Genomic DNA, 26,063 nt, shown 5'->3' with positions numbered 1-26,063 from the left:
TTTATTGATTCAGGTTAGCGTTATACCCCTAGCATGGTATTGAGATGATCTCGACGTGATGGAAGCTGTGCCGCACTAATCTCTTCGACAATCTGACCGTGATCCATGACAAAATGTCGATCTGCCAGCGGCGCTGCAAAACGGAAGTTCTGCTCCACCAGAACAATGGTCATACCGCGTTCTTTTAACTGGATAAGTACTTCGCCAAGTTTTTGCACAATAACGGGGGCTAAGCCTTCGGTAATTTCATCAAGTAGTAAAAGCCTCGCACCAGTGCGCAGAATGCGTGCCATTGCTAGCATCTGCTGCTCACCACCAGAAAGCCGCGTCCCCTGGCTTTTGCGACGCTCGTAAAGGTTAGGAAACATGCCGTAGATTTCATCTAGGCTCATTCCGCCAGAGCGAACCGTGGGCGGAAGCAATAAATTTTCGTGCACATCCAGGCTTGCAAAAATACCGCGCTCTTCGGGGCAGTAACCAATGCCAAGCCTTGGAATATGGTGTGCCTTCATATTCAGCGTTTCGTTGCCATTAATCACAATCGAGCCAGTACGACGCCCCACCATATTCATAATGGATTTCAAGGTAGTACTGCGGCCCGCACCGTTGCGTCCCAGCAGCGTAACCAACTCTCCACGCTTAACATCAAAGTTCACGCCGTGAAGAATGTGTGATTCACCATAGAAAGCGTGTAGGTCTTGCACTCTCAGCATTTCTAGCGTTTGGGAATCAGCTAATTCGTTGGCTTCATAGGCTTCAGCGGTATTCATACGGCAGCCTCCTCTTCTGCAGCTTCACTGCCCATATAAGCCTCACGCACTAATGGATTGCGGGACACCTCTTCATAGTTACCTTCGGCCAACACCGCGCCGCGGGCTAGTACCGTAATACGGTCACAAAGGCGGCTAACCACACTCAAGTTGTGCTCCACCATTAAGACGGTGCGCCCTTTCGAGACACGCTTAATCAGCGCAACGATACGGTCAACATCCTCTGCTCCCATACCCTGAGTCGGCTCATCCAACAGCATCATCGTAGGGTCAAGCGCCAACGTAGTAGCAACTTCAAGTGCGCGCTTTCGCCCATAGGGCATCTCTACCGTTAACGTATCGGCGTATTCACGCAGGCCAACCTCGTCAAGCAGCTCTAACGCACGCTCATTGAGGTGATCCAGCGACTTCTCGGATTTCCAGAAGTGGAACGATGTGCCTAATTGGCGCTGTAGCGCTACCCGAACGTTTTCCAGCGCCGTCATATGGGCAAACACTGCCGAAATTTGAAACGAACGGACGAGACCTAGCTGTGCGATCTCATTAGATTTTTTGCTAGTAATTGGCTTACCGCGATAAAGGATCTCTCCACGAGTAGGCGGCAAGAACTTGGTGAGCAGGTTAAACACGGTGGTCTTTCCGGCACCATTGGGACCAATCAGGGCGTGAATATGCCCTTCCTGCACTTGAAGATTAACGTTATCCACGGCGGTAAAACCGCGGAACTCTTTGGTCAGCCCTCTTGTTTCGAGCACTGGCCCGCTAAGAACATCGTCTGCACGCATGGAGTGGTAAGCCTCTTTTTGTTCTTGTGTTCGGGTGTTCTTGCATCCGGGTGTTTGGTGCTGACGTTTCACCAACCGCTTCACCTTGTGAAACTCGTTAGCCGGCAACACACCCTTACCTGAACGTAAGGTGTAGGTGCAAACTAGCAATCACTTGAGGGGTATTACAATTACAACTTTGGTCTACGCTTCTTTAACGTTTCTTCATTTTTGCAATATAAATTATTATTTTTCAAATAGTTATTAAAAAATATTGGAAATCACAAATGCACAACTACTGCTTTACGTTAACGTAAACTTGTTTTAGCCTCATGGTCAGTGTTCCATAGGGACATCCCCTATCGACGAGAACAACGATCATGAGCAAAACCTACACGATTAGTGAACTGGCCAGTGAGTTCGACGTTACTACTCGAAGCATTCGGTTTTATGAAGACCAGGAGCTACTTCATCCTACCCGCCGTGGTCAAACGCGTGTTTACAGCAGCAAAGATCGCGTGCGCTTGAAATTAACGCTTCGTGGTAAGCGGCTGGGGTTTTCCTTAGCAGAAATTCGCGAGCTATTTGAGCTATGGGACGAAACCCGCAGCGGTAGTGAAAAACAGCTACATCTGATGCTCAGCAAAATTGGTGAGCGACGCGCCGCTTTAGAACAGCAAATGAAAGACATCACAATGGTTCAGCTCGAGCTTGAGAGCGCCGAAATTCGTTGCCGCCAAGCGCTTGAAGAACTCAATGAAAAACCTCCTTTAACAATGACAAGGTGATTGACCATGTTTTCACACTATTCAGAACTCAATTTCGGCCTCGACGACGAACTGAACATGCTGCGCGAGCAGGTCAACGCCTTTGCCGCTAGCGAAATTGCTCCCCGCGCCGCTGAAATCGACCGCACCAACGAATTTCCTAACGATCTATGGAAGAAGTTTGGCGACATGGGTCTGTTAGGAATTACCGTTTCTGAAGAAGATGGCGGTAGCGGCATGGGCTACTTAGCTCACTGTATTGCCATGGAAGAAATTTCCCGGGCAAGCGCCTCGGTCGCGCTTTCCTATGGCGCGCACTCAAACCTGTGCGTTAACCAGTTAAAGATTAACGCCACCGCCGCACAAAAAGAGAAATACCTGCCCAAGCTGATTAGCGGCGACCACGTAGGTGCATTAGCAATGTCAGAGCCCGGCGCTGGCTCTGACGTTGTTTCCATGCAGCTGCGTGCCAAGCTAGATGGTGATCATTACATCCTTAACGGCAACAAGATGTGGATCACTAATGGCCCCGACGCCGATGTCCTGGTGGTGTACGCCAAAACCGACCCCGACGCAGGCTCTAAAGGCATCACCGCCTTTATTATCGAAAAAGGCATGCCTGGCTTCTCTACTGCCCAAAAGCTCGACAAACTAGGCATGCGCGGCTCCAACACCTGCGAACTGGTCTTCCAGGACTGCAAAGTCCCTGCCGAAAACGTGCTTGGCGAGGTTGGTAAAGGGGTTCGCGTTCTCATGAGCGGGTTGGATTACGAGCGCGCCGTACTGGCGGCTGGTCCTATTGGCATTATGCAGGCCGCCATGGACGTTGTGCTGCCCTACATTCATGAGCGTAAGCAGTTCAACCAGTCGATTGGTGAGTTCCAGCTAGTGCAAGGCAAGGTGGCAGATATGTACACCACGCTGAACGCTTGTCGCGCTTACCTGTACGCCGTTGCCGGTGCCTGCGACCGCGGCCAGACCTCGCGTAAAGACGCGGCTGGCGTGATTCTTTACTGCGCAGAGAAAGCCACCCAAGTTGCCCTAGATGCCATTCAGCTACTGGGCGGCAACGGCTATATCAACGAGTACCCCACCGGTCGCCTTCTGCGCGATGCCAAACTGTATGAAATTGGCGCGGGCACCAGCGAAATTCGCCGGATGCTGATTGGCCGCGAACTCTTCACCGAAACAAAGTAAGGGCCGCGCCATGAGCACACTCTCTACACAGATCAATCCCCGCAGCGACGTCTTTCAAACCAACGCCGCCTCCATGCTAGGGGAAGTTTCCAAGCTCCGAGAATTAACCGCTGCCGTCGCTCAGGGCGGCGGTTCAAAGGCGCGTGAGCGTCACGAAAGCCGCGGCAAGCTATTTGTGCGTGACCGTATCGATCACTTAATTGACGAAGGCTCGCCGTTTTTAGAGTTTTCCGCCTTGGCAGCCCATCACGTTTACGATAGTGACGTACCTGCAGCAGGCGTGGTAACGGGCATTGGCCGAGTATCTGGCGTTGAGTGCGTGATTGTGGCAAACGATGCCACGGTAAAAGGCGGTACGTATTTTCCGCTCACGGTGAAAAAGCACCTGCGTGCCCAAGAAATCGCCCGCAAACACCGTTTACCGTGTATCTATTTAGTGGATTCTGGCGGCGCTTTCTTGCCCCGCCAGGATGAAGTATTCCCCGATCGCGACCACTTCGGGCGCATTTTCTATAACCAAGCCACCATGTCGGCAGAAGGCATCCCTCAAATAGCCGTGGTGATGGGTTCCTGCACGGCTGGCGGTGCTTATGTACCCGCCATGGCGGATGAATCCATCATCGTTAAAGAACAGGGCACGATTTTCCTGGGCGGCCCGCCGTTAGTAAAAGCGGCCACCGGCGAAAACATCAGTGCAGAAGACCTTGGCGGTGCGGATGTTCACGCTAAAGTGAGCGGCGTGGCCGACCACTACGCTGAAAACGACGCTCACGCCCTGCAGCTGGCACGCGCCTGTGTGTCGCGCCTGAACTGGCAAAAGCGCGGCAAATTAGCCATGCAAGCGCCCAAGCCACCCAAACTCGATCCTAGCGAATTGTACGGCATTGTCGGCACTGACCTTAAAAAGCCTTACGACGTTCGCGAAGTGATCGGGCGGATTGTCGATAGCTCTGATTTTGACGAGTTCAAACGCTACTACGGCGACACGCTAGTCACCGGTTTTGCGCATATCCACGGCTACCCAGTTGGCATCGTCGCGAACAATGGCGTGCTGTTCTCAGAGAGTGCGGTTAAAGGTGCGCACTTTATTGAGCTATGTGCCCAGCGCAAAATTCCGCTGGTATTCCTGCAAAACATTACTGGCTTCATGGTTGGCTCGAAGTACGAGCATGAAGGCATCGCTAAGCACGGCGCGAAGTTAGTCACCGCCGTGGCATGTGCCAAAGTGCCTAAGTTCACCGTTTTGATTGGCGGCAGCTTCGGCGCGGGCAACTACGGTATGTGTGGCCGCGCCTACGACCCTAATCTGCTGTTTATGTGGCCCAATGCGCGCATTTCGGTCATGGGTGGCGAGCAGGCAGCAGGCGTGCTTTCCCAGGTCAAACGTGAGCAGTACGAGCGCGATGGCCGCGAGTGGACTAAAGAGGAAGAAGAAGCCTTCAAACAGCCTACCCGCGATCAGTATGAGCACCAGGGCCACCCTTACTATGCCAGTGCCCGCTTATGGGACGATGGCGTGATTGACCCACTTCAGACCCGGGATGTACTAGGGCTTTCGCTAGCCGCCGCCATGAATGCTGAAGTAGAAGAGACACGCTTCGGCGTGTTCCGGATGTAAGGGCAAACACGATGGCTTACTCAACACTACTGATCGAAAAGGGCGTGGCACGCCTGACCTTAAACCGCCCAGAGGTGCATAACGCCTTTGACGACAGCTTAATCGCTGAATTAAATGCGCATCTAGACGAATTGCATGCGCTAGCCAACGCCGGTGACGTTCGGGTGGTGGTGCTTGGCTCTGAAGGTAAAAGCTTCTCTGCGGGCGCTGACCTTAACTGGATGAAGCGCATGGTCGATTACGACCTGGAAAACAATCTAGCGGACTCACGCAAACTCTCAGCGCTGATGCATGGGCTAGATACCCTGCCTTGCCCCACGGTTTGCCGTGTGCAGGGGGCAGCCTTTGGCGGTGCAGTGGGCCTCGCTGCCTGTTGCGATGTGGTGGTTGCCTCAGATAAAGCTAAGTTCTGCCTGTCGGAAGTAAAAATTGGCCTATCGCCTGCGGTGATTAGCCCCTATGTGCAGCGCGCCCTTGGCGAACGCCAAATGCGCCGCTACGCACTCACCGCTGAAGTGATGGATGCGCCCACGGCGCTGGCGCTAGGCTTGGCACATCACGTGGTTGAACACGATGCCTTGGATAGCGCCGTAGATGCCATGCTCGATACCCTTCTGGGAGGCTCTCCCCAAGCTCAGCGGGCGACCAAAGCGTTGTTGGCAAACGTGGCCCAAGCACCCGACAGCGATACCACTCGAGAGCACACCTGCCAAGTGATCGCCAAACTGCGAGTGAGCCAAGAGGGTCAAGAGGGCTTAGCTAGCTTTTTTGAAAAGCGCCGCCCTTCCTGGACACAACCGTCAGGCCTTCAAGAAAACAATACTGCTGCGGAGCCACGCTCATGACGCTTGACCTTACTAAATTCGATACGTTGCTAGTGGCCAACCGCGGTGAAATTGCCTGCCGCGTGATGCGCACCGCCCGCCGTATGGGGCTAAAAACCGTTGCCGTTTATTCAGACGCCGATGCCACCGCCCGCCATGTTCGTGAAGCCGATGAAGCCGTTCGCTTAGGCCCCGCCGCCGCTCGCGAAAGCTACCTTAATGTTGACGCGGTTATCGACGCGGCCAAGCGCACCGGTACCGGCGCTATTCACCCCGGCTACGGCTTTCTTTCAGAAAATGGTGGGTTCGTTAAAGCGCTTGAGCAGGCAGGCATTATCTTTGTTGGCCCCCCTGCGTCGGCGATTGCCGCCATGGGCGACAAATCTGCTGCAAAAGCGCGTATGGCCAATGCAGGCGTGCCGCTGGTACCTGGCTACCATGGCGATGACCAAGATGACGCTCTGCTGCGCAGCGAAGCCGACAAAATCGGTTACCCAGTGATGCTGAAAGCCAGCGCTGGTGGCGGTGGTAAAGGCATGCGCGTGGTTGAAAGCGGTGAAGGCTTTCAAGCAGCGCTTGATGGCTGTCGGCGCGAATCCAAAGCCGCTTTCGGCGACGACCGCATGTTGATTGAGAAGTACCTGGTGCAGCCCCGCCACGTCGAAGTACAGGTATTCTGCGACCGCTATGGCAATGGCGTCTATCTGTTCGAACGGGATTGCAGCGTTCAACGCCGCCATCAAAAGGTGATTGAAGAAGCGCCAGCCCCCGGCATGACGCCTGAACTGCGCAGTGCAATGGGTGACGCCGCCGTTCGCGCCGCAAAAGAAATTGGCTATGTGGGTGCAGGTACCGTGGAATTCCTGCTCGACGCCGACGGCTCGTTCTACTTTATGGAGATGAACACTCGCCTGCAGGTTGAGCATCCTGTTACCGAGATGATTACCGGCCAAGATTTAGTCGAGTGGCAGCTGCGCGTTGCCATGGGCGAACCGCTCCCCTGCACCCAAGGCGAGCTGACCATCACCGGCCATAGCTTTGAAGCACGCCTGTATGCCGAAGACCCAGAGCAAGACTTCCTGCCGGCTACCGGCTTATTAACTCGCTTCGCCCTAGATTTAGAAGGTGCTGACTTAGATAGCGATCGGGTGCGGTTAGATAGCGGTGTGGAAAGCGGTGATGTGGTTTCTATGCACTACGACCCCATGCTGGCCAAACTGATTGTTCACGGCGCTGACCGAGATGCGGCACTCGCTACCCTCAACCGCGCTTTGGCGGCACTGGATGTGCAGGGCGTGGTGACCAACCGCGCCTTCCTGCAGCGCTTGGCAAATCACCCTGGCTTTAAAAACGTTGAGCTTGACACGCGTTTTATTGAACGCAATGAAGCTACGCTATTTGCCCCGCGCAGCTACTCTACCGAAGCTTATGCCAGCGCCGCACTTATCGGCCTGAACCAACTAGCCCAGGAATGCGAAAGCGACTCCCCCTGGGATCGTCACGACGGCTTCCGCCTAAATGCCCCCCATACCATTCGTATTGCACTGTGTGACCCGGCAAGTGCCCAGGCAGCCGACAGCGACGAAGCGGTGGTGGTTGTTGAAGGTAAGCGTGAAAGCGGCGAATCGCTTTGGAATCTGACCATCGGTGATCAAACGCTGACCGCTAGCCTACAATCGCTGACTGGCGATGCGGTAGCCGTCACGCTAAACGGCCACCGCCGCCGTCTACAGGCACGACGCGATGGCCATATTGTAGTGATGGCTGAACCCAGTGGCGAAACACGCCTCTTCTGGCGGCGTATTGATGCCATTGACCACGGTCACCATGAAGCCGAATCGACGCTCACCGCCCCCATGAATGGCACCGTTGTCGCGCTGCTGGTAGAACCTGGCGCGGCGGTCGAGAAAGGCATGCCATTGATGGTGATGGAAGCGATGAAGATGGAGCACACGATGACTGCGCCTACCGATGGTAGCGTGGAGACGTTCCACTTCCAGTCGGGTGATACCGTGAGTCAAGGTGACGTGCTACTCGACTTTGCCCCCAGCGAATAGGAGCTAACCGATGGCACTGCCTACGTCTATTAAACTGTTTGAAATGGCCCCCCGCGATGGCCTGCAAAACGAACCGGGCACCCTGGTGCCCACCGCCACTAAGATAGAACTGATCGAACGGCTGGCTAATGCTGGCCTCACCCATATTGAGGCCGCCAGCTTTGTCTCGCCTAAATGGGTACCGCAAATGGGCGATGCCAGTGAGGTAATGCGCGGTATTGCTCGCAAACCCGGCGTGGTTTACTCAGCGTTAACCCCTAACCTGAAGGGGCTAGAAGGCGCATTGGCAGCTGGCGTTGAAGAAGTGGCGGTATTTGGCGCCGCCTCTGAAGCGTTCTCTCAGAAAAATATCAACTGCTCGATTGCGGAGTCGCTGACGCGCTTTGAACCAGTGCTTGCGCGAGCCAATGAAGCAGGCGTGCGGGTGCGGGGTTATGTGTCCTGCGTCCTGGGCTGCCCCTATGAAGGGGACATTTCGCCGCAAAAAGTCGCCGAGGTAGCCAACGCACTGTATGAGATGGGCTGCTATGAAATCTCCCTGGGTGACACCATCGGTGTAGGCACGCCGCTAGCCGCTAAGCGGATGATTGAAGCTACCCGCCAGCAGGTACCCATCGAGTATTTGGCCGCCCATTTCCACGATACTTACGGCATGGCGCTAGCTAACCTGTATGCCGTAATGGAAGAAGGCGTGGGCGTGATTGACGCAGCGACAGCAGGGCTTGGTGGCTGCCCCTATGCCAAAGGTGCCTCCGGCAATGTGGCCACTGAAGACGTACTTTATCTTCTTGAGGGGCTGGGCATTAACACCGGCATCGACCTCCAGGCAGTGATTGATACCGGCGTCTGGATCACTCAACAGCTTGGCCGCAAGCCCAGTTCTAAAGTCGCGTTGGCCAAAGGCACTGGCACACAATAATAATTAGACGCCACCTGCTTTCCCGTTTAGACAAAAAAAAGACTTCGGAGAGATACTCATGGCATCACCTGCACACACCCTACCCAGCTATACCAGCAGCACTGCAGACAAACCGCTGCTAGGCATGACCATTGGCGATAAATTTGACCAAATCGCCGCACAATATCCTGATAACGACGCGCTGATCGCTCTTCATCAGAACATCCACTGGAGCTACCGCCAACTTCAGGAAGAAGTGAACCGCTGCGCCCGCGCGTTGCTGGCTATTGGCGTGCAAAAAGGCGACCGAGTTGCTATCTGGGCACCCAACTGCAGCGAGTGGACCCTGACCCAGTTTGCCACCGCCAAGATTGGCGCCATTTTGGTGAATATTAACCCTTCTTACCGCACCCATGAGCTGGACTACGCGCTCAATCAATCTGGGGCGCGTTTTCTGATTACTGCTAATCAATTCAAAAGCTCTGATTACACCGCCATGCTGTTTGAGCTTGCACCTGAGCTAAACAGCAGCGCAGAAGGCCAGCTAAAAGCACAAAAGCTGCCCAAGCTTGAGTGCATCATCAACCTGAGCAGTGACAAGCATCGTGGCATGTGGCGCTGGGAAGATTTTATTCAGGAAGCCAACAAAGTCAGCCAGACAGATGTTGATGACCTACAGGCCACGCTGCAGTTTGATGACCCGATCAATATTCAGTACACCTCGGGCACCACGGGCTTTCCAAAAGGCGCGACGCTCTCCCACCACAACATTCTTAACAATGGCTTCTTTGTTGCCGAAAGCATGGGCTTTACCAGCGAAGACCGCTTGGTCATCCCCGTGCCACTCTACCACTGCTTCGGCATGGTGATGGGTAACCTGGGCTGCATGACCCATGGCGCAGCGATGATTTACCCGGATGAAGGCTTTGACCCCGGTAAAGTGCTAAAAGCAGTACACGAGCAAAAAGCCACCGCGCTGTATGGCGTACCCACCATGTTTATCGCCGAACTAGAGCACCCCGACTTTGCCACTACTGATTTTTCCTCGCTGCGCACCGGCATTATGGCGGGCTCTATCTGCCCTGCAGAAATCATGAGGCAGGTCATCGAAAAGATGAACATGAAGGGCGTACAGATCGCCTATGGCATGACCGAAACTAGCCCAGTGTCTACCCAAACCGGCGCGAATGACACGATTGAAAAGCGCGTTTCGACCGTTGGCCGCACCCAGCCCCACCTGGAGAGCAAGATTGTCGACCCCGGTAATGGCGGCATTCTGCCCCGTGGTGAAATTGGCGAGCTGTGCACCCGTGGCTACAGCGTGATGCTCAAGTATTGGAACAATGAGAAAGCCACGGTTGAAGCCATTGACGAAGCTGGCTGGATGCACACGGGCGACCTTGCCACTATGGACGAGGAAGGCTATATCCAGATCGTTGGCCGCATTAAAGATATGGTGATCCGCGGCGGTGAGAATGTATACCCCAAAGAGATCGAGGAGTTTTTATACGCCCACCCAGCGATTTCAGAGGTACAGGTCACCGGCGTGCCAGACAAGAAGTATGGAGAAGAGTTAATTGCCTGGGTGAAGCTCAACAGCAGCGCAGGAGACGTTACAGGAGAAGACCTGCGCGAGTATTGCAAAGGCAAAATCACGCACTTCAAGATTCCCCGCTACTTTAAATTTGTTGATGAGTTCCCAATGACGGTGACGGGTAAAATTCAGAAATTTAAAATGCGCGAAATTTCTATCCAAGAGCTTGGGCTTGAAGATCAGAAATAACCCTTTAATTAACGCCGGCCCATGGTCGTAATGCCAGTCAGCTAAGGCTACTGGCATTACTCCCTAGCCCCATATAGCAAAGCGGCCTCCTCAAGCGTGCATCGCACGTTATTCCCGAGTCACCGCACTGTCATTCCCGAGTCACCGCATTGTCATTCCCAAATCACCGCACTGTCATTCCCGAGTCACCGCACTGTCATTCCCGAGTGGGGTTATCGGGAATCTACCTTGACCTTGACCTGCAGCAGCCCGCAACCCCAGGTCAACATGGATTCCCGCTAAGGGCCTGCGGGAATGACGAAGTGGCAGAGCCTGCGGGAATGACGAAGTGGCAGGGCCTGCGGGAATAACGAAGTGGCAGGGCCTGCGGGAATGACGAAGTGGCAGGGCCTGCGGGAATGACGAAGTGGCAGAGCCTGCGGGAATGACGAGGGCGGCTCGGAGGGCTGGGGTGGAGTCATCGTCAAGCACTTATTAAACAAAAAACCAGCCCACCAGCTAATGGTCGGCGTTAATTTTTGTAAGGTATTGAGACACCAATATGTCCACTCAACAGCAGCTAGCCGAGCACTACCACCAAGGGTTACGCGATGACGATATTGTTCGCCAAATTCGCACCCACTACCCTGATGGTCCGACGCTTCACCAACTTGCCCCGCTAGACCAGCTACACATCGGTGGCATTGCCGCTTCTAAAAAGCTGCTTAACCTGCTTGATCCTTCGCAGCATACAAAGGTGCTTGATATAGGGTCGGGATTGGGCGGATTAATGCGCCAAGGGGCAGCGCTAGGTTTTCAACTTACCGGTTTAGATATCACCCACCGCTTTAACGTCCTTAACCAGGCGCTGACGGACTTATCAGCCTCTCCTGCCAACGCACCACTTTGCTGGGTGACGGGGGATGCTTGCGCGTTACCCTTTCCAGAGAACACTTTTGATGCAGTGCTGTTTCAGCATAGCCTGATGAATATGCCTGACCCAGCCCGCGTTATTGCCGAAAGCCGACGTGTGATTCGCCCAGGCGGCCAGCTTGTCATGCATGAAGTGGTCAGCGGTGAAAACCTTGCCAATCTACGCTATCCCGTGCCTTGGGCTGCATCACCAGAGCACTCACACTTGCTCACGATGACCGAACTAACGGGCTTATTGGAAGCAAACGGCTTTCAGCTTGAGCACAGTGAAGATTGGAGCAGCACAGCGCTTGAGTGGCGTCAGCGGCAACGCCAAAAAGAGCAGACCAATACTGACGCTGTGCTCTCTCCACAATGGGTATTTGGCGAGCGTTTTTTAAAAATGGGCAAAAATCTGCTAGATAATTTATCGAATAATGCAATTAACGTGGTAGAAATCAGCGCCCGTTGCTAGGCTGGTTAAGATAACTTCCTTAGCAAGGGACACGAGGAACGCCAATGAAACGCTTGGCAAGCACCCTATTTTGTAGCTTTGCTGGCTCCATGCTGCCATTTATGAGCTGTTTAGCCAACGGCGGAGATACCGATCTCGCCTATGCGTCTCCTAACAGCGAGTTTATGTCCCTGCGCAACGGTGTCGTTTTAGAAGGCAGTGACTTAAGCAGCCTTGATAGTTACACCACTGGCTTTCGCTTTACGGCAGGTTTTAGCCCATGGCAGCTACCACAGTTGGATATTGGCGCTGAAATTGCCTACCGCGAAAGTGAAGAAGTTCCCATCTCTTCCAGTGTTGACCCTCTTATCATGGATACTCTCAGCTTGGGCGGAGCAATCGTAGCTGGCGTGAGAATGGGCGCTTTTAGTATTTACGCTAAGTCTGGCCTCACCGAGTGGCGTGGCGAAACCGATCAACCACTAGCCGATGATGGCGGCACCGCCTTTCTTCAGGGCTTTGGTGCCACAATGACCATCAATCGCTTAGTCAGCCGGGTAGAGTACGAACGCATCGATGCCCCCACCCTCAGCCACCTCAATATGTTAAGCGCCTCCCTGCACCTGCCGTTCTAACTCAAACTGTTCACTGTTACTAATTTATCCTTATTTAAAACTTCTGCTTGGCATTTCACCTCTTTTTGTAAGAGGTCTCCTACCCCTTGTAAGCCATAGCCTACAAGATCGTAAACGATTGTTTAAAAACAACTTTAGTGATTGCGGTTTGTGTTCAAAACGCTACGGTGGTCGATTCTGACTTTTTCAGTAACGACCCAAGGAGCGGCACAATGGCACAGGGAACGGGCCTACAATTCACCCTCACGCTACCCGGCACCACGGACACAGCCGTGGTGCGTTTTACCCACCGCGAGGCGCTATCAGCGCCGTTCTTGCTCTCGGTGGAATTTGCCAGCCGTACCCATGACCTGTCGCCCACTGATTGTTTGGATCAGAACGCCACGCTGTCTATTTGGCAGGACGGTGAGCCGCTGCGCCGCGTGCATGGCATCGTTAGTGAGTTTCATCGCGGTGATCGCGGCCATCGCCGCAGCTTTTATCGCGTCGAGATCCGCCCCGCTCTGTGGCGGCTCTCGCTGCGTCACAACTCGCGTATCTTTCAAGACATCGCGCCGTTTGATGCCATCACCACCCTGGCCGATGAGCGCGGTCTTATCGACATGGGCGTGGCGGCCTTCCGTGAGCCCGCCGAGCGGGAGTTTCTGGTTCAGTACCGCGAGACCGATCTGGCCTTTATTGAGCGCTTAGCCGCTGAAGAGGGCTATTTCTACTTCCACGAGTTTGAGAATGCGGACGGCGGTCAACACCGCTTGGTGTTTGCTGATGCCTCGATCATGCTGCCCAACGTCGGTGAGCGCACCTACCACTGCCGTGCGGGCGGCACTCCGCCCCAGCGCCACCTGCGCAAACTGCGTCAGGTCAGCCGCGTGCGTCCTGCCTCGGCCACGCTCAAGGATTACAGCTTTAAGAACCCCGCCTATGCACAGCGTCACCAGCATGAGGCCCCCCATCTGGGGGAGCATGCCCAGCGAGAGGATTACGAGCACTTCGACTACCCTGGCCGTTATAAAAAAGATGCCTCCGGCAAGCCATTCACCCGTCACCGCCTGGAAGCGCTGCGCGCTGATGCCACCACCGCCGAGGCCGAAAGTGACCTGCCCGAACTGGCCCCCGGCCTGTGCTTTACCCTCACCGGCCACGACACGGAAAGCCTGAACCAGGAATGGCAAGTGGTCTCGGTGGTCCACCACGGCGAACAACCCCAGGCCCTGGAAGAAGATGCCGCAGAGACCGACGGCATGACCCGCTACCACAACGAGGTGGTGATCATGCCGCGGGATCAGACCTTTCGCCCGACGCCCACCCCCAAGCCCCGGGTCGATGGTCCTCAGGTAGCGTTTGTGGTCGGGCCAGAAGGCGAAGAGATCTACTGCGACGAACATGGCCGCGTTAAAGTGCAATTTCCCTGGGACCGCTACGCCGAGCCAGACGAGACCGCCAGCTGCTGGGTACGGGTCGCCCAAGGCTGGGCAGGCGGCGGCTATGGCAGTATGGCGATACCACGGATCGGCCATGAAGTGATTGTCTCGTTTTTAGAAGGCGACCCGGATCAACCGCTGATTACTGGCCGCACCTACCACGCGGTGAACCGGCCCCCGTACCCTCTACCGGAGCACAAAACCCGTACCGTCTTGCGCACCCAGAGCCACCACAGTGACGGCTTCAACGAACTGCGCTTTGATGACAAAACCGACCAGGAGCAGATCTGGCTCCACGCCCAAAAAGACCTGGAGCTGCTGACCCTCAACGATCGCACGGAAGCGATCAAGCGCAACAGCCACCTCACCGTTCACCACGACCGCCTCAGCGAGATCCACCACGATGATCACCTGACGGTACACGGCAAACGCCACGCCCTGATCAAAGGCGATGATCACCTCCAGGTCGATGACACCCGCCATGAACACTACGGCGAGGCGCAGTTGGTCGAGGCAGGCCGTGAACTGCACCACAAAGCGGGCAGCCAGATCGTGTTGGACGCGGGCAGTGAGATTACCCTTAACGCGGGCGGCAGCTTTATCAAGCTGGACAGCGGCGGTGTGACCATCGTCGGCGCCATGGTCAAGATCAACTCCGGCGGTAGCCCTGGGCGCGGCCAGGGGCAGGCCATTGTGCTGCCCCAGCTCCCCGGCGAGGCCGCCCCGGAAGCCAGTGAGGACGTCACCCTGGCGCCACACCAAACCCCGCTGCTGGTCAGCGATATTATCGCCGCCACGCTACTCGCGATGGAGGATATCGACATCGCCGATGGCCTGGCCAACCAATGTAGCGCCTGCGAGCCTGCGGTGGGCAGCCCGGTCAACCCGCTGCTCGGTGCCAAGCTGCTGCCCGCCGAGACCGATTTTGCGCTACCGGCGCCACGGCCGTTTGTGTTCAGCCGCGGCTACCTTTCCAGCAATGCGCATATCGGCGCGCTTGGCCAAGGCTGGTCGTTGCCTGGGGAGAGTCTGGCGATCACCCTCAACGAAGATGCCTGCATTATCCACGACGCCCAAGGGCGCGAGATTACCTTTGGCTCACTGGCCCCCGGTCAGGCGCGCTACTCGCCCACCGAGCAGCTATGGATACGCCGTGGGGGTGCCTCAGTCGATGAAGAGAGCAACGCGTCTCGCTGGCAAGCGTTAGACGAAACGCTGCGAAGTGATCCTGAGCGTATCGTGTTAAGCGATGCCAGCGGCCTCTATTATGTATTTGCGCCAAGTTCCCACTTCTCTAGCATTGAGCAAGGGGAAGACACCGCATCTGCGGCCAACAATGCCTACTGGCCCCTGGCCGAAGAGCGCGACCGCAACGGCTATACCACCCAGTACCACTGGGAAGCAGACCTGCTGGTACGGGTGATCGACAGTGCCCAGCGTCACTATCAGCTGGTCTATGACAGTGTCCTTCCCTCCCAGCCTGATGATTCGGGGCAGCGCTTAACCGGCGTCAAGCTGATCCAGGATCACGACGGCAGCGCCCACGACGACTGGTTAGTCCGTTACTCGTTTAGCCCCGTCGGTGACTTGATCGCCGTGCGCCACCGCCACGGCGAGGTGGTGCGCGAGTTCGAGTGGGACACTCATATGCTCACCGCCCACCGTATCCCCGGGGGGATAGAAGCCCACTACACCTGGGATCGCCATGCCCCGGATGGCCGAGTGATTGGTCAACAGGAAGCCGGCGGCCTGGCGCGGTCGTACCGCTACCATGTGGATCACACCCTGGTCACCGACAGCCAGGGCCGCGAAGAGCGCTTCCACTTTGTGGGCAGTGGCCCCGGCAAACGCTGGACGGCCCACACCCGCGCCGACGGCTCACGCATCGCGTTTCGCTACGACCGTGCCGGGCGTAAGATCGCCACGATTGATCCGCTAGGGCGTGAGACGCTGATCGAGCGCGACGACCACGGCCAGGTGGTCGGCCAGACCACCCCGGATGGCAGCCGCTGGACCATCGAACGGGATGCCCTGGGACAGCCGATTCGCCTCGACGGCCCCGACGACCAACGCTGGCAGATGACGCGCAACGAACGAGGACACCCAATAGAAGTCACCGGGCCAGAAGGCACCACCGCCTTCGCCTATGAGAACGCGTCACTTCCTGACCGGCCCACCACGCTGACGGATGCGGTTGGGGCCACCCATCAGCGCGAGTACAACGCCCTGGGCCAAATCACCGCCCAGACCGACTGCTCCCAGCAGCGTACCACCGTCACCTACGACCGCCACGGCTATCTCGCCAGTGTGACCAACGCCTTGAATGAAACCACCCGCACCCAGCACGACAAGATGGGTCGGCGACTCGCCACCCAGCTCCCCGACGGACTTTACTGGCACCACCATGTGGACCCTCAAGGGCGGCTGGTCGAGTTGGAAGGGCCCCACGGGTTCCGGCAGCAGATCTTCTATGATGACCACGACCGCCCCTCTTTGCGCATCGACGCCGATGGCAGTCAACAGCACACCGCCTACGATGACGCTGGGCGACTCAGTGAACTCACTCTAGGCAACGGCGCGGTGTACCGCTTTACCTATGACACCATGGATCGTCTCGCCAGCGAGACCGGCCCCGATGGCCGGGAACAGCAGTACCGCTACGATGCCGCCGGGCAACTGATCGAGCGAGTGGAAGCCAACCGCCCAGGCCCCGACGGCCAGCCACTAGTGACGCGGTACGACTACGATAACGCCGGGCGTCTCACTGTCCGCCACTTGCCCGCCACCGAGCACGCCCCCGCCAGCAGTGAACACTACCACTGGGGCACCCATGGGCAACTGGACAGCGTCACCAACGACCACGGCGAAGTCACGTTCCGCTACGACCACGCCCAACGGATGATCGGCGAACAGCAACGCCATACCAGCATCGAAGGCACCACCAACGAACACACGGCGTGGAGCTGGCAACACCAGCACACACTCACTGCTACCGGCGCGCCCCAGGCGAGCCAGTTCGGCGAGTTACCGACCCTCAACTGGCACACCTACGGCAGCGGCCACCTGCACGGTCTCAGCGCCCCCGATCTCCACCTGGAGATCGCCCTCGAACCTGATGCCTTGCACCGCGAGACCCAGCGCCGCCTAAGCGTAAACAGCGGCGATCACACCCAGCCACTGATCTTAGAGCGTGGCTACACCGCCACGGGCCAGGTGGAGCACCTCGCATTGCGCAGCCCCCATAGCGCCAGTGAGCAGCACTACCAATACGACGCCCTGGGCAGAATGCTGTTTCGCAGCCAACACGCCCAAGGCCAGGGCCACAGTCAAACTAGCAGCCCGACCATTGCGTATAACTACGACGCGGCGGGACGCTTAATCGGCAGCCAGCACGGCCACGATGCCCACCGCTACCCGGTGGATGCCGCCGGTAACCGCAGTGCTGCGAGCAGCTCCACACCTAATGCCACCAACCAGCTCGCCCAGCTCAACGGCACCCGCTACCGCTACGACGGCGCAGGCAATCTGATCCATCGCGAACACCCCGACGGCGAGCGCCTCACCTTGGGTTACGACGGCGCCAACCGGCTGGTGCAACTGACCCACATCAGCAAACTGGGCTATACCCGCCACGCCCACTACCGCTACGACGGCCTGGGGCGGCGGATCAACAAAACCGTGCGCCACACCGATGGCACCACCGCCACCACCCACTACGGCTGGGGCGGCGACCGCATCGTCCACGAAGATACCAGCAACCAACGCACCACGGTGGTCTACGAGCCGGGCAGTTTTGTTCCCATGCTACGCATTGATGAAACCCAAGACCCGCAAGGCAACCAAGACACGCAACTCAGCGCCTATATCACCGACGCCCTGGGCACCCCGCTGCAACTGCTCAGCCCCAACGGCCAACCCCGTTGGCTCGCCGAGCCCGACGACTGGGCCGCCGTCACAAAACAACGTGCCGTGCGTGGCGTCACCCAACCGATCCGCTTCCAGGGCCAATGGCACGACGAAGAAAGCGGCCTCTACTACAACCGCCACCGCTACTACGACCCCGAGCAGGGGCGTTATATCAGCCAGGATCCGATTGGGTTAAGAGGCGGTACGAATTTGTATGGGTATGTGACCAACCCGACGGGGATGGTGGATCCGCTGGGGTTGAGTGGTGCGCCTTATGGATTAGGCGGAGGCCCGTATTCACAGTCAAATCGAATTTCCAGGTCTGTGGAGCAAACTGAATCAGCAACTAAGAGCTGTAGCGCCAGTAGTAATCATTTAATTGGCTTTGGACAAGGTGCTGCATCCATCCTTGGAGGAAATATTAACTTCCTTAGAACTCTATCTAGGAATATGGGGCTGTTAGGTAGAGAAGAGATGAGGCGAGTAACGATAGAGGGTAATACAATTGATGAGGCAGCTAGGCTGTATGCTTCGAATGACTTGGTGCGGGAAGAGGCAAATTCCAGGGTAAAGGATTACTGCGGTGAAGGATTCATGGCTGGAAGAGCTTTCATGGGGACACTTACCGGCTTGGGCCCTACCGCTTTATATGGTGATGTGTCCGTAGCAGTAGAGGATCTAATCAAAGAAAATCCTCATGTAGAAAGCGAAGAAGTTGTCTATCGAGTTCTGGAGGCAACATTTCATGGGAACTAAAATACCTGCAAAAATATTGATATCATTTTGTTTTTTTTGTGCTTTTTTATGGGCTAGCTTACTACTGTATAGGGAATATTTTGCCGTATGGATGATAATCTTATTTTTATATCCACAAGTTATGGGAGTGCCAAAGGATGATGGATTTTGGAAAATAATGATTTTCGTTAATCTATATTTTGCCGCACTGACTTCGATGGTAGTGGATTACTATATGTGACCATATGAATCCTGAACTCAACCAGTAACTGCAATACAGATGTTGCTCCCTCCACCAAGGAAGTCACTGGCTGCCTTCCTTGGTGGTAGCATAGCAGTAACCGCTTTCTTACCATGACACACATCAGACTTAAACACGCCTACGGCAGCGGCCACCTACACGGCATGAGCGCCCCGGGCCTGGAGCTGGAGATCGCCCTCGAACCCGATGCGCTGCACCGCGAGACCCAGCGCCGCCTAAGCGTAAACAGCGGCGATCACACCCAGCCACTGATCTTAGAGCGTGGCTACACCGCCACGGGCCAGGTGGAGCACCTCGCATTGCGCAGCCCCCATAGCGCCAGTGAGCAGCACTACCAATACGACGCCCTGGGCAGAATGCTGTTTCGCAGCCAACACGCCCAAGGCCAGGGCCACAGTCAAACTAGCAGCCCGACCATTGCGTATAACTACGACGCGGCGGGACGCTTAATCGGCAGCCAGCACGGCCACGACGCCCACCGCTACCCGGTGGATGCCGCCGGTAACCGCAGTGCTGCGCCCAACGCCACTAACCAGCTCGCCCAGCTTAACGGCACCCGCTACCGCTACGATGGCGCGGGTAACCTGATCCATCGAGAACACCCCGACGGCGAACGCCTCACCCTGGGTTACGACGGCGCCAACCGACTGGTGCAACTGACCCACATCAGCAAATTGGGCTATACCCGCCACGCCCACTACCGCTACGACGGCTTAGGCCGCCGCATCAACAAAACCGTGAGCCACACCTATGGCACCACCGCCACCACCCACTACGGCTGGGACGGCGATTGCATCGTGCGGGAAGAGACCAACAACCAACGCACCACGGTGGTCTACGAACCGGGCAGCTTTGTGCCCATGCTACGCATTGATGAAACACACGTACTCGGAGACAGCCAAGAAAGCCAGGAAAAACAGGTAAGCGCCTATATCACCGACGCCCTGGGCACCCCGCTGCAACTACTCAGCCCCAACGGCCAACCCCGCTGGCTCGCCGAGCCGGATGATTGGGCGGCCGTCACCAACCAACGCGCCGTGCGCGGCGTCACCCAACCGATCCGCTTCCAGGGCCAATGGCACGATGAAGAAAGTGGCCTCTACTACAACCGCCACCGCTACTACGACCCCGAGCAGGGGCGTTATATCAGCCAGGATCCGATTGGGTTAAGAGTCGGTACGAATTTGTATGGCTATGTCACCAACCCAACCGGCATGGTGGATCCGTTGGGGTTGTTTGGGGCTGGGTTTAATAGCGTAAGCGGCGCCTACGGTCCTCAGGCATTAGAAAAACACGGTGCGAATATACCACTGCCGTCACCAGAGCCTATGGGGCAAGTAATGACAGGAGGTGATTACCGTCCCGGTATAGGCGCACTCTTCCCCTCCAGCATGTCAGCCTTTGCTAAAGACCCACAAATGCGGGATGCGTTAGTCTTTCAGGGCGCTTCGAGAAATGATATTACGCTGCCAGCGGCAGCAGGAGCCTTAGGCATGCCCATGGCAGGCGCTGCCGCGCCGGGGGCCGCAAAAGTGGCAGCAGGAGCGAGCAGTGCTGTCGCCGCAAGTGCTAATCAGCTCAGCCTTAAGGCCGTCTGCAGTGTTGCGACCGTATCGCCAGGAGCGGCAACTGCCATTGCTAGTCCGGCTGTGCAAGGAGTTGCCTTAGACTTTATTGGAAGTGCTCTGCCTGGGCCTCCGACACCAAATAAATCTGGTGCTTTTGGCTATGTCTTTGGTCAAGAGTTTAGTCCAGAGGAGTGGGGGCGATGAAAAATAAAAAATGGAATGATATAGCTAATTTTTCCCTTGGAATTTTATTTATTACTTTGGGTGTGAGTGTGCTGGTAAGCGGAAAAATAAAAGGAATGACGTTAGGAGATGAGCGGGTAATCCCAGCTGCTGCAGTGCTAGCCGTCGGTGGATGGATTTTGATCTCTTATATACTCAAGTTTTTAAAAAAACATAGGCTAAAGAAGTAAGATGAGGACATAGTGCCAGGTCACAATCCGCCAGGGGGGGCACTGTGCTGTATTCCTTGGCGGTTGCAGGGCAATCACAATCAGCGCTATTCACTATGACTCAATCACATTAAACTTAGGTACACCTACGGCAGCGGCCACCTGCACGGTCTCAGCGCCCCCGACCTCAACCTGGAGATCGCCCTCGAACCTGATGCCCTGCACCGCGAGACCCAGCGCCGCCTAAGCGAAGCGTAAACAGCGGCGATCACACCCAGCCACTGATCTTAGAGCGTGGCTACACCGCCACGGGCCAGGTGGATCACCTCGCATTGCGCAGCCTCCATAGCGCCAGTGAGCAGCATTACCTCAATAGATAGCGCCCTCCTTAGCCATTTCAATATGTTAAGCGCTTCCCTGCACCTGCCATTTTAGCGGTTTTCTTCGGATGTCTGTTCAGGCGGCGTCCATACGGGTTCGTCAGCTTGATTTGACTCATCCCAACCGTGCCGCATTGACCTACTCAGCGCTTCTTCCAGTTTCATAAACAGTTCGCCGTAACGCGGACTAAAGCTAATGCCCTCTTCAATTTCTTTCCAGGCTTCAAACAGCTCATCTTCATGAGCATTTTCATGTTGTTCAAACGTATCTGTCATCTGCTTGGCACGCATAGGGTGAATCCCCATTGCCGTTAACGTATGACCACCAAGCGTCAGTGCAGAGTGATAAACCTCTCTGGTCACATCGTCAGCCCCCGCTTCGCGAAGCTGATACCCATGGCCGCGATCAAATGCACGCGCCAATACCCAAACGTTGGGGTAGTAATGCTTGACGTGCTTAACCATATCAACAGCACGCTCGCGATCATCAATCGCCACCACCATCACTCGCGCGTTGGCGATACCCGCAGTTTCTAGTAAATCTGAACGGCTGGCATCGCCAAAATAGCTTTTAATTCGAATATGGCGGAGCAGTTCAATTTGCTCCATTTCAAGATCTAAGGCCACGATGGGAATGTTATTGGCGCGCAACAAGCGACATACAATCTGCCCAAAACGACCGACACCGGCGATGATCACCGGCGCTTGCTCTTCGATCCTATCGGCATCGCGAGTACTGTTTTCAGCTGTTTGATAGCGCGGCAGTACTAAGCGGTCATAGGCAATAAACAAAAGCGGCGTTGCAAACATGGAAAACGCGACAACTAGTGACAGTAATTGCGATACATCCAGCGGAATAACATTGCTCTGCACGCTGTAAGTTAACAGCACAAACCCAAATTCCCCTGCCTGAGCAAGGCTTAACGTAAACAGCCAACCATTGCTGCTTCGAACCCGGAACAGTAATGCTAAACCAAATAAAACGATGCCCTTTACAAGGATAACGACAAGCACGAGCACTACTACCATTGCCCACTGCTCGGCAAATACTTGGAAATTTATACCCGCCCCGACGGTGATAAAAAACAGTCCTAGTAAAAGCCCTTTGAACGGCTCGATATTGGCCTCTATCTCGTGCTTGAATTCGCTGTTAGCGAGTACGATACCTGCTAGAAACGCACCAAGTGCTGGAGACAAATTGACAATTCCCATCAGCGCAGCAATGCCAATAACCAGCATTAAAGCGGCAGCCGTAAATACTTCTCTCAAGCCGGAAGAAACTACGTAGCGAAACAGTATTGGGCCAAGATAATGTCCACCCATAATCACAACGCCTATGGCTCCCACTACTACCAGGCCATGGAGCCATGCCGACATACCCTCTACAAGACTAAGGCTGCCGTGTTCAATATTATTTCCGCTTTCTCCCGTTAGCTCGGGTAGCGCCAATAACGGAATCAGCGCCAGCATCAAAATCACCGCGATATCCTGAAACAACAGCACTGAAAAAGCGCTACGCCCACCTTCGGTTTTTGTAAGCCCTTTTTCATTTAAGGTTTGCAGCACAATCGCTGTTGAGGAAAGTGCGAAAATCAGCCCAATAGCAAGAGACGTTTGCCAAGCAAGTCCCAGCCACCAGGCAATGGCCGCGCCTGCAGCAGCAGTAATCACTACCTGCAAACCGCCTAGCCCTACTAGCCGTATCCGCATGGCCCACAGACCTTTTGGGTCAAGCTCCATACCGACTAAAAACAGCATCATCACAACGCCGAACTCAGCAAAATGCTGAATAGTAGTGGTTTCTTGCCCTACTAGCCCCAACACAGGGCCAATCACTACCCCTGCTACCAAATAACCAAGCACCGAACCCAGCCCTAAACGCTTGGCCAGGGGAACAGCAATCACCGCTGCAATAAGATAGATAAACGCTTGAATAAAGTAACCAGTCATTGGGTTTCCTCAAATTGCCGCGAACGGCTTGACTTCGCTGAGCAATAAGTTACTGTACTAGTACGCTAGTACAGTAACTTATTACTTAATTGTTGTGGCTACACAGTGAGCTCGCTCTATGTCATTTGATGATGACCTTCAGGCGGATTTAATACGCTACCTGCTTGCCATTGATTCGCCGAAGGCGATGCACGAGGCACTGGCTAGTTTATTAACGCCCGCAGAGTACCAAGAAATCAGTAAGCGCCTACAGATTTTTAAGCTTCTACGTGACGGTGTCCCCCATCGCAAAATTGCTGAAACGCTGGGCGTTGGTATTGCCACGGTTTCCCGGGGTTCACGCGCTTTAACAGCGCAACCCTCTTCATCGTTACCCTCATTAATACCGTCACCCACTTCACGGACCGATTAATCATGACGACGACTACGCCTGCTTCATCAGGCCCGCAGCCTTTCACGCTGCCGCGCAAGCCTCACTACGTTACCTTGGCAGCAGACTGTGATTTTTTTGCACTGTTTCAAAAAATTGAGCGTCAATTTGATACCTGTTACATGCTGGAATCGCTCGGCGAAGATAGCCATATGGCGCGCCACTCTATTATTGGCTTTGACCCGGAATACACGCTCTACGCCAATGGCAGCACGCTGACGATTGAAGATCGTGACGGCCATGCAAACCACTATCCAAGCGATAACCCTTATGAACTGCTGCGCAGCCTGATTCCCCAGAATATTATTTCCCGTAAGTATGCAGGTGGGCTAAGCGGTTATCTCGGTTATGACGCCATGCAATACTTTGAGCCTTCGCTAACGTTGAAAGCTAGTGACGATTTCGACACGTTTCGGTTTGGCCTTTATAAAGATGGCTTGATCCTCGACAAAATGACCGGGGAAGTCACCTATTTTTATTACGACAATAGCCGCTATGAGTTTTTGCAAACCTTGATCGACGCTGATGATTTACCTGCTGGCGCGTTGCACATCACTGCGTTGGGCGACACCATGAGCCGCGAAGAGCATGCTGAAGCAGTGGCCAAAGTGAAACAGGATATTATCGACGGTAAGGTGTTTCAGTGCGAAGTCGGCTTTAAAAAACGCTTTAGCATTAAAGGCGACACATTAGCGCTCTACGATCAGTTGCGCACGATCAACCCATCGCCACAGATGTACTACGTAAAATTCGGCGAGCAGAAGCTAATTGGTGCAAGCCCGGAACTTCTGTTCAGGCTCCGCCAGGGCGAAATGGAGACCTTCCCGCTGGCAGGAACCACCACGCGTGGCAAAACCCCGCAAGAAGACACTCAGTTAGCTCGTGCACTACTCAACGACCCTAAAGAGATTGCCGAACACAATATGATTGTGGATCTACACCGCAATGATATTGGTCGAGTGGCGCAGTTTGGCACGGTAAAAGTGCGTAGCCTGATGGATATCAAACGCTTTAGCCACGTGCAGCATATCTCCAGTGAAATTGTCGGTATTATTGCTGAAGGCGAGGATATGTTTACCTCACTTGCCAGTAACTTCCCCGCGGGTACGCTGACAGGCGCGCCTAAAATTGAAGCAATGAAAATTATCGATGATTTGGAAATCGATGGGCGTGGCCCTTACGGCGGCGCAGTTGGCCAGTTCTCTTTCAACGGCGACTGCACCTTCGCGATTCCGATTCGTACGGTGTTTGTAAACGGTGAAAGCGCTTACGTACAAACCTGTGGCGGCAACGTGTTTGATAGCAACGCCGAAGACGAGTACGAGGAAATTCGCCGTAAATTTGCCGGCACACGCGAAGCCCTTGCCCCTTTTATGAGCGCAGGTACGGACATGGAGAGCCAAGCATGAAAGTGCTAATTATCGATAACTATGACTCCTTCACCTATAACCTGTATCAGTTTATTGGTGAGATTTTGACCACGGAGAAGAATCGCGGCGAGCTGCCCCATTTCGAGATACTTGTTAAGCGCAACAACCAGATCGACTTCAAAGCCATTGAAGCCATGGCACCTGATCGCATTATCATCTCTCCTGGCCCAGGCTCGCCGGATGACCCGCGTTACTTTGGGGTCTGTGCTGAAGTCATCGAAAAACTAGGCAAAACTACGCCACTGTTGGGCGTTTGCTTAGGCATGCAAGGCATTGTGCATGTCTTTGGCGGCAAGGTAGTGAAAGCACCGCTGCCGATGCACGGCAAAATCAGCCCGATCAACCACAACAACCGCTCGGTGTTTAATGGCGTACCCGACCAGCTTGAGGTAATGCGCTATCACTCATTGATTGCCGATGCGTTCACTCTGCCCGACTGTTTGGAAGTAACCGCAGCGGTAGGCGCTTTAGGCGCTGATAAGTTTGAACAACGCAGCCACTGGCAAACGATAGACGAATTTGAATTAATGGGCGTAAAGCACCGCGACTACCCCATTCATGGCATTCAGTTTCACCCTGAATCGTTTGCTACTGAAGGAGGCAAAGAGTTAATTGCTAACTTCCTTTTTGCACCTGCTTTTGCACCTAACCCAGCGGCATAACGGCTAACAGCCCCGATAGTGCAGCCACATTGAGCACCACGGTGACCCAAAAGAGACGCCGAAAGCGGGTCTTTTGGGTCTTATGCCGTAGACGTTGTTGCGCCAGCCACGCTCCCGGCCAACCACCCGCAAGCGCCATCAGGTGGAGCGTTTTCTCGCTCACTCGGCGGCGCCGTTTAACTGCCGCCCTTTTATCCACGGCATAAACCCCATATGTGATCACGCTGACCAACACATAGGACGCTGCAACAAGACTTATCATTTGTTAG

The 26,063-nt window shown here is 55.1% G+C and carries 19 protein-coding genes and 1 pseudogene; 16 read left to right on the top strand and 4 right to left on the bottom strand.

What is annotated here, in order from left to right; translation table 11 throughout:
- Positions 1 to 20: 20 nt before the first annotated feature.
- The gene (locus CR46_RS0110285) at positions 21 to 770 is read right to left on the bottom strand and encodes an ABC transporter ATP-binding protein (protein WP_030072546.1); all 750 of its coding nucleotides are present in this window, start codon (positions 768 to 770) and stop codon (positions 21 to 23) included.
- Positions 767 to 1,555 (bottom strand): ABC transporter ATP-binding protein, encoded by a 789-nt coding sequence (locus CR46_RS0110280; RefSeq protein ID WP_030072544.1) that lies wholly within the window; start codon positions 1,553 to 1,555, stop codon positions 767 to 769. Before CR46_RS0110280 ends, CR46_RS0110285 begins: the two co-directional genes overlap by 4 nt.
- Positions 1,556 to 1,914: 359 nt before the next feature.
- On the opposite strand from CR46_RS0110280, the gene CR46_RS0110275 reads away from it, so the two are divergent.
- The 13 genes and pseudogenes from CR46_RS0110275 to CR46_RS0110210 all read left to right on the top strand — a co-directional run bounded on the left by CR46_RS0110275 (position 1,915) and on the right by CR46_RS0110210 (position 20,963).
- Entirely contained in the window at positions 1,915 to 2,322 is a 408-nt protein-coding gene (locus CR46_RS0110275) for a MerR family transcriptional regulator (protein ID WP_030072541.1), read from the top strand.
- A gap of 6 nt (positions 2,323 to 2,328) precedes the next feature.
- A complete protein-coding gene (locus CR46_RS0110270) occupies positions 2,329 to 3,498 on the top strand; it encodes an isovaleryl-CoA dehydrogenase (protein ID WP_030072539.1) in 1,170 nt (389 codons plus the stop codon).
- Positions 3,499 to 3,508: 10 nt separating this feature from the next.
- Complete coding sequence (locus CR46_RS0110265) at positions 3,509 to 5,116, top strand: carboxyl transferase domain-containing protein (RefSeq protein WP_030072537.1); 1,608 nt, start codon at positions 3,509 to 3,511, stop codon at positions 5,114 to 5,116.
- A gap of 11 nt (positions 5,117 to 5,127) precedes the next feature.
- A complete protein-coding gene (locus tag CR46_RS0110260) occupies positions 5,128 to 5,961 on the top strand; it encodes an enoyl-CoA hydratase/isomerase family protein (protein ID WP_030072535.1) in 834 nt (277 codons plus the stop codon).
- On the top strand, positions 5,958 to 7,997 hold the full coding sequence (locus tag CR46_RS0110255; protein ID WP_030072534.1) for an acetyl/propionyl/methylcrotonyl-CoA carboxylase subunit alpha: 2,040 nt from the start codon (positions 5,958 to 5,960) through the stop codon (positions 7,995 to 7,997). Before CR46_RS0110260 ends, CR46_RS0110255 begins: the two co-directional genes overlap by 4 nt.
- 10 nt (positions 7,998 to 8,007) lie before the next feature.
- Complete coding sequence (locus CR46_RS0110250) at positions 8,008 to 8,916, top strand: hydroxymethylglutaryl-CoA lyase (RefSeq protein ID WP_030072533.1); 909 nt, start codon at positions 8,008 to 8,010, stop codon at positions 8,914 to 8,916.
- A gap of 58 nt (positions 8,917 to 8,974) precedes the next feature.
- Positions 8,975 to 10,678, top strand: a complete 1,704-nt coding sequence (locus CR46_RS0110245; protein WP_030072532.1) for an AMP-binding protein — start codon at positions 8,975 to 8,977, stop codon at positions 10,676 to 10,678.
- 541 nt (positions 10,679 to 11,219) lie between these two features.
- Positions 11,220 to 12,044 carry a class I SAM-dependent methyltransferase gene (locus CR46_RS0110240; protein WP_030072531.1) on the top strand — a complete coding sequence of 275 codons (825 nt, stop codon included), beginning with the start codon at positions 11,220 to 11,222 and terminating at the stop codon, positions 12,042 to 12,044.
- Between the two features lie 44 nt (positions 12,045 to 12,088).
- Complete coding sequence (locus CR46_RS0110235; protein ID WP_030072530.1) at positions 12,089 to 12,658, top strand: hypothetical protein; 570 nt, start codon at positions 12,089 to 12,091, stop codon at positions 12,656 to 12,658.
- Between the two features lie 212 nt (positions 12,659 to 12,870).
- Positions 12,871 to 14,850: pseudogene (locus CR46_RS18555) on the top strand (type VI secretion system Vgr family protein); the annotation flags it as partial.
- A 36-nt stretch (positions 14,851 to 14,886) separates the two neighbouring features.
- The gene (locus tag CR46_RS18140; protein WP_232222381.1) at positions 14,887 to 18,741 is read left to right on the top strand and encodes an RHS repeat-associated core domain-containing protein; all 3,855 of its coding nucleotides are present in this window, start codon (positions 14,887 to 14,889) and stop codon (positions 18,739 to 18,741) included.
- A gap of 333 nt (positions 18,742 to 19,074) precedes the next feature.
- Positions 19,075 to 20,754: an RHS repeat-associated core domain-containing protein gene (locus CR46_RS0110215; RefSeq protein WP_030072527.1), complete on the top strand. Its 1,680-nt coding sequence runs from the start codon at positions 19,075 to 19,077 to the stop codon at positions 20,752 to 20,754.
- Positions 20,751 to 20,963, top strand: a complete 213-nt coding sequence (locus CR46_RS0110210) for a hypothetical protein (RefSeq protein ID WP_009722102.1) — start codon at positions 20,751 to 20,753, stop codon at positions 20,961 to 20,963. The genes CR46_RS0110215 and CR46_RS0110210 overlap by 4 nt, the downstream gene beginning before the upstream one ends.
- A 410-nt stretch (positions 20,964 to 21,373) precedes the next feature.
- Here the strand turns inward: CR46_RS0110210 and CR46_RS0110205 are convergent, their stop codons facing one another.
- Positions 21,374 to 23,272 carry a monovalent cation:proton antiporter-2 (CPA2) family protein gene (locus CR46_RS0110205; RefSeq protein ID WP_030072524.1) on the bottom strand — a complete coding sequence of 633 codons (1,899 nt, stop codon included), beginning with the start codon at positions 23,270 to 23,272 and terminating at the stop codon, positions 21,374 to 21,376.
- 118 nt (positions 23,273 to 23,390) lie between these two features.
- Here CR46_RS0110205 and CR46_RS0110200 point away from each other — a divergent pair, with 118 nt between their 5' ends.
- The 3 genes from CR46_RS0110200 to CR46_RS0110190 are packed head-to-tail and all read left to right on the top strand — an operon-like array spanning position 23,391 to position 25,794.
- On the top strand, positions 23,391 to 23,684 hold the full coding sequence (locus tag CR46_RS0110200) for a Trp family transcriptional regulator (protein WP_030072522.1): 294 nt from the start codon (positions 23,391 to 23,393) through the stop codon (positions 23,682 to 23,684).
- 2 nt (positions 23,685 to 23,686) lie between these two features.
- The gene (locus CR46_RS0110195) at positions 23,687 to 25,111 is read left to right on the top strand and encodes an anthranilate synthase component I family protein (RefSeq protein ID WP_030072520.1); all 1,425 of its coding nucleotides are present in this window, start codon (positions 23,687 to 23,689) and stop codon (positions 25,109 to 25,111) included.
- A complete protein-coding gene (locus CR46_RS0110190; protein WP_030072518.1) occupies positions 25,108 to 25,794 on the top strand; it encodes an anthranilate synthase component II in 687 nt (228 codons plus the stop codon). The genes CR46_RS0110195 and CR46_RS0110190 overlap by 4 nt, the downstream gene beginning before the upstream one ends.
- Here CR46_RS0110190 and CR46_RS0110185 read toward each other — a convergent pair.
- Positions 25,778 to 26,056, bottom strand: coding sequence for a DUF1294 domain-containing protein (locus tag CR46_RS0110185; RefSeq protein WP_030072516.1), 279 nt, complete (start codon positions 26,054 to 26,056; stop codon positions 25,778 to 25,780). The two genes, CR46_RS0110190 and CR46_RS0110185, sit on opposite strands and share 17 nt — an antisense overlap.
- Between the last annotated feature and the right edge of the window lie 7 nt (positions 26,057 to 26,063).

This window comes from Vreelandella neptunia (assembly GCF_000712975.1).
Taxonomy (GTDB): Bacteria; Pseudomonadota; Gammaproteobacteria; order Pseudomonadales; family Halomonadaceae; genus Vreelandella; species Vreelandella qaidamensis.
Note: the sequence above shows the minus strand (reverse complement) of the source record. Positions and strands in the feature narration are given on the sequence as shown.